The organism is Protofrankia sp. Cr1 (genome assembly GCF_963555865.1).
Taxonomy (GTDB): Bacteria; Actinomycetota; Actinomycetes; order Frankiales; family Frankiaceae; genus Protofrankia.
Window position 1 is genome coordinate 3,887 of record NZ_CAUVXO010000250.1, and the last position, 3,874, is coordinate 7,760.

Annotated in this window: 3 protein-coding genes; all 3 read left to right on the forward strand. The window is 68.8% G+C overall.

Annotation, left to right across the window (positions count from 1 at the left end):
• Nucleotides 1-253 precede the first annotated feature (253 nt).
• The 3 genes from U9980_RS17875 to U9980_RS17885 all read left to right on the forward strand — a co-directional run bounded on the left by U9980_RS17875 (nt 254) and on the right by U9980_RS17885 (nt 3,826).
• The gene (locus U9980_RS17875) at nt 254-2,548 is read left to right on the forward strand and encodes a SulP family inorganic anion transporter (protein ID WP_322768964.1); all 2,295 of its coding nucleotides are present in this window, start codon (nt 254-256) and stop codon (nt 2,546-2,548) included.
• A gap of 288 nt (nt 2,549-2,836) precedes the next feature.
• The gene (locus U9980_RS17880) at nt 2,837-3,253 is read left to right on the forward strand and encodes a helix-turn-helix domain-containing protein (protein WP_322751333.1); all 417 of its coding nucleotides are present in this window, start codon (nt 2,837-2,839) and stop codon (nt 3,251-3,253) included.
• Nucleotides 3,254-3,259: 6 nt separating this feature from the next.
• On the forward strand, nt 3,260-3,826 hold the full coding sequence (locus U9980_RS17885; RefSeq protein ID WP_322751332.1) for a PIN domain-containing protein: 567 nt from the start codon (nt 3,260-3,262) through the stop codon (nt 3,824-3,826).
• Nucleotides 3,827-3,874: the final 48 nt, after the last annotated feature.

The window sequence follows — 3,874 nt, forward strand, 5'->3', positions numbered from 1 at the left end:
TGAGCCAGCGCGGGCGACCGCCTGAGCCGCAGCCGAATTCTCCTTCTTGAGGAAAGATCACATCCGGAAACCCCGGCCGGTCCGCTGTCGTTGTCCGGTGTGGTTCACCCATCGCTGCGGCGGTCGGATGCGGGCAGGGGCGCCCACCGGGCGGCCTTGTGACAGGCAAGGTCGTCGGCTTGCGCGACCCATCCGAGGGCGATCTCCATCGCGACATCCGGTCCGGTGCCGATTCGATCCCGAGGAGATTGACATGGCCCTGCGGGCGCACCTGCGGGCGGACGTGCAGGCGTCGCTGGTGGTGTTTCTGGTCGCGATGCCGCTGTCGCTGGGTATCGCGGTCGCCACGGGCGCGCCGGTCGCCGCCGGTCTCATCGCCGCTGTGATCGGTGGGATCGTGGCGGGGGCGCTCGGCGGTGTCTGCCTGCAGGTCAGTGGGCCCGCGGCCGGGCTCACCGTGGTCATCGCGGGGCTCATCACGACCTACGGGTGGCGGGTCACGTGCGCGGTGACCGCGGCCGCCGGTGTGCTCCAGATCATCTTCGGCGTCAGTCGGATCGCCCGCGCAGCCCTCGCCGTGTCGCCCGCGATCGTGCACGGCATGCTCGGCGGGATCGGGCTCACCATCGCCATCGGCCAGCTGCACGTCATCCTCGGCGGTGCGCCCGACGCCCACGCCATCGACAACATCGTGACCCTGCCCGGCCGGATCGTCAACAGCCACAGCGGCGCGACCCTGATCGGGGCCATGACGATCGTCGTCATCCTGCTGTGGCCCCGGCTGGTCCGCCGGCTGCCGAGCGGGCTGCGCGCGATCCCCGCGCCGCTCGCCGCGGTCGTCGTTGGGACCACTCTGGCCGCCGCCGTCCACCTGGACCTGCCCCGGGTCGACCTGCCCGGGTCGATCCTCGGCTCGCTGTCGCTGCCGGCCTTTCCCGACCGGGACTGGTCTGGGATCGTCCTGGGCGTCCTCACCATTGCGATCGTGGCGAGCATGGAGTCGCTGCTGTCCGCGGTGGCGGTGGAGAAGCTGGCCACCACGCGTGGCCGGGCGCCGGGTCGGATCAACCTCGACCGTGAACTCCTCGGGCAGGGGGCTGCCAACGTCCTGGCGGGTCTCGCCGGCGGGCTGCCGGTGACCGGTGTGATCGTGCGCGGTTCCACCAACGTCGCGGCCGGGGCGAGGACGCGGGCCTCAGCCGTCCTGCACGGCGTGTGGGTGGCGCTGTTCGCCCTGTTCTTCGGCGGAGCGGTCGAGTGGATTCCGCTGTCCGCGCTGGCCGGCCTGCTCGTCGTGGTCGGGGTCCGGCTGGTCGACGTCGCCCATCTGCGGCACGTGCGGCGTCACGGCGAGCTGCCCGTGTACGTCGTCACGCTCGTCGGTGTCGTCGCGCTCGACCTGCTCCAGGGCGTCGCACTCGGGATGCTCACCGCCCTCGGGCTGGTTCTGCGTCGGGTGCTGTGGTCGAACATCCGTCTCGTCGCGTCCGGGCAGGCATGGCGGGTGGACGTGGAGGGCACCTTGAGCTTCCTGTCCCTGCCGCGCCTCGCCCGGGTTCTCGGCCGGGTGCCGACCGGGTCCTGTGTGTCGATCGAGCTGGTGGTCGACTATCTCGATCATGCGGCGTTCGACCATCTGCACGCCTGGTGCACCGAGCACGAGCGGGCGGGCGGGCAGGTGACTGTCGACGAGATCGGCCACACCTGGTTCCGATCGTCACGTGAGGATCAGGCCAAGCGGCGCCGTACCGTCGTTCCGCACCTGCCCCGCTGGTTCGCCCCCTGGTCGCAGTGGCAGGAGTTGGCGGCCTCCCACGGGGACGCGCACCGCGCGGATGCCGCCGGCACGATGCTGGTGGGGGTCGCCGAGTTCCACCGCCGGACCGCTCCGCTGCTGCGCGGCACCCTCGGGGAGCTCGCGGACGGTCAGCGTCCCAGCGCGCTGTTCCTCACCTGCGTCGACTCCCGGGTCGTCCCGAACATCATCACCAGCAGTGGACCCGGCGACCTGTTCACCGTCCGTAATGTCGGCAACATCGTCCCGATCGCCGGTGGGCGCAACGCCGACCTGTCGGTGACCGCCGCGCTGGACTACGCCGTCGACGTCCTGCGGGTGCCCTCGATCGTGGTGTGCGGGCACTCGGGATGCGGTGCCATGCAGGCGCTGCTGTCCGACGACCTCGACCGGGATCCCGACTCCGCGCTGGCGGGCTGGCTGACCCACGCGCGCGCGGCGTTGGCCCGGATGCCCCTGCCCGGTACGGAGATGCTGTCGCCCCTGGAACAACTGGGCCGGGCGAACGTCGTGCTTCAGCTGGAGCACCTGAGCGGCCATCCGGCTGTGCGGCGCGCGTTGGAACGGGGTCCGCTTGAGCTCGTGGGCCTCTACTTCGACATTCCCGCCGCGCACACCTGGGTTCTTGATACCGCATCGGGCCGTTTTGTCGACCCTTCCGAGGTTCTGACCGCGGTTCCGCCGCAGCGCCGCCGTCCGCCCCGCCGTTGGGACACACCGACAGCAACCCCACCTGCCCCGGCATGGCCGTGATCGACGGCCAGCACGCCTGCCGTCGCGGAACCGCGGTCTGACTGCTGGACGGGCTCGGTACAGGATGTTGACCCTGCGCAGGCTTGCGTTTCTTTCGATTTGTGGCAGGGTGGGGATATGATCGCCGCAGCGCTCGAGCCGCTCCGGAGCCACACCGTTCTACCCCCGGAGGATGTGGGCCAGCTACGTCGTCTCATGACGGCGCTTCTCGCAGTCGGAAACGAGACAGGGGACGGGAGCCCTTCTAGCCCCATCGGAGCAGGTCCTGCCGAGGATGGCGACCTCGTGATGAGAAAGAGGTCCCGTTCCGCCGCGCTCGTCCCGCCAGGTGGCCAGGCAGTCGACCTGCCTGCCGCTCTCGTCGACGTGTTGGTCGACGTGGCGCGAGCCATGCTTGCGGGACGGGCGGTCACGATCAGCCCGATGTCTCGTCGGCTCACCACGCAGGAGGCTGCCGACGTCCTTGGCGTGAGCCGACCCACGTTGGTGAAGCTTCTCGAACGTGGCGAAATTCCATATGAGCGTCCTGGCCGTCACCGTCGAGTACGCATCGACGATCTCTTGGAATATCAGGAGCGGCGTCGTGCCGAGCGTCAGGCCGTATTGAGTGAACTGACCCGCACCGCACAGGAGACCGGCCTGTACGAGATGTCAGCGGCTGACTATCGCGAGGCGCTTCAGCGGGCACGCCACGCGGGCGATTGACGGCCTATGCACGTCGCATTGCTGGATGCAGCATCGCTCGTCCCCGTTGTCCTGACGGACACACTGCTGCGGTTGGCGGAGTGTGGGCTCTACCGGCCGCTGTGGTCCCCGAAGATCCTTCAGGAGGTGCGGCGCGCGCTGGCTGAAATCCACCCAGATCTGGATTCAGCCATCCTCGCAAGGCGTCTGCGCATGATGGATCAGGCGTTCAAGGACGCAAGCGTCGATCCAGCCGCTTGGCAGCCCCTTGTCACGGGACTTGACCTCCCGGATCCTGACGATCGTCATGTGCTTGCCGCGGCCATCGTGGGAGGAGCCCGCAGCATCATCACCCCGAATTTGAAGGACTTCCCGGCGAAGCACCTCGCTCCGCACGGCATCGACGCGATCTCGCCGGACGGCTTCTTGCTCGATCAGCTCGACCTCAGCCCTCCGCGGATACTTGCTGTCCTTGAGCAACAGGCTGGTGACACGACAAGGCCACCCCTGACAGTGTTCGATCTTCTCGACAAGTTGTCCCGCGCAGGTGCCCCCTCCTTCGCAGACGAGGTGCTGCGTCATCTGGTGGTTTGATCGACGCTGCTTGCTATGGCGGTGTTCGGCTGAGATCGCCGTGCCCGC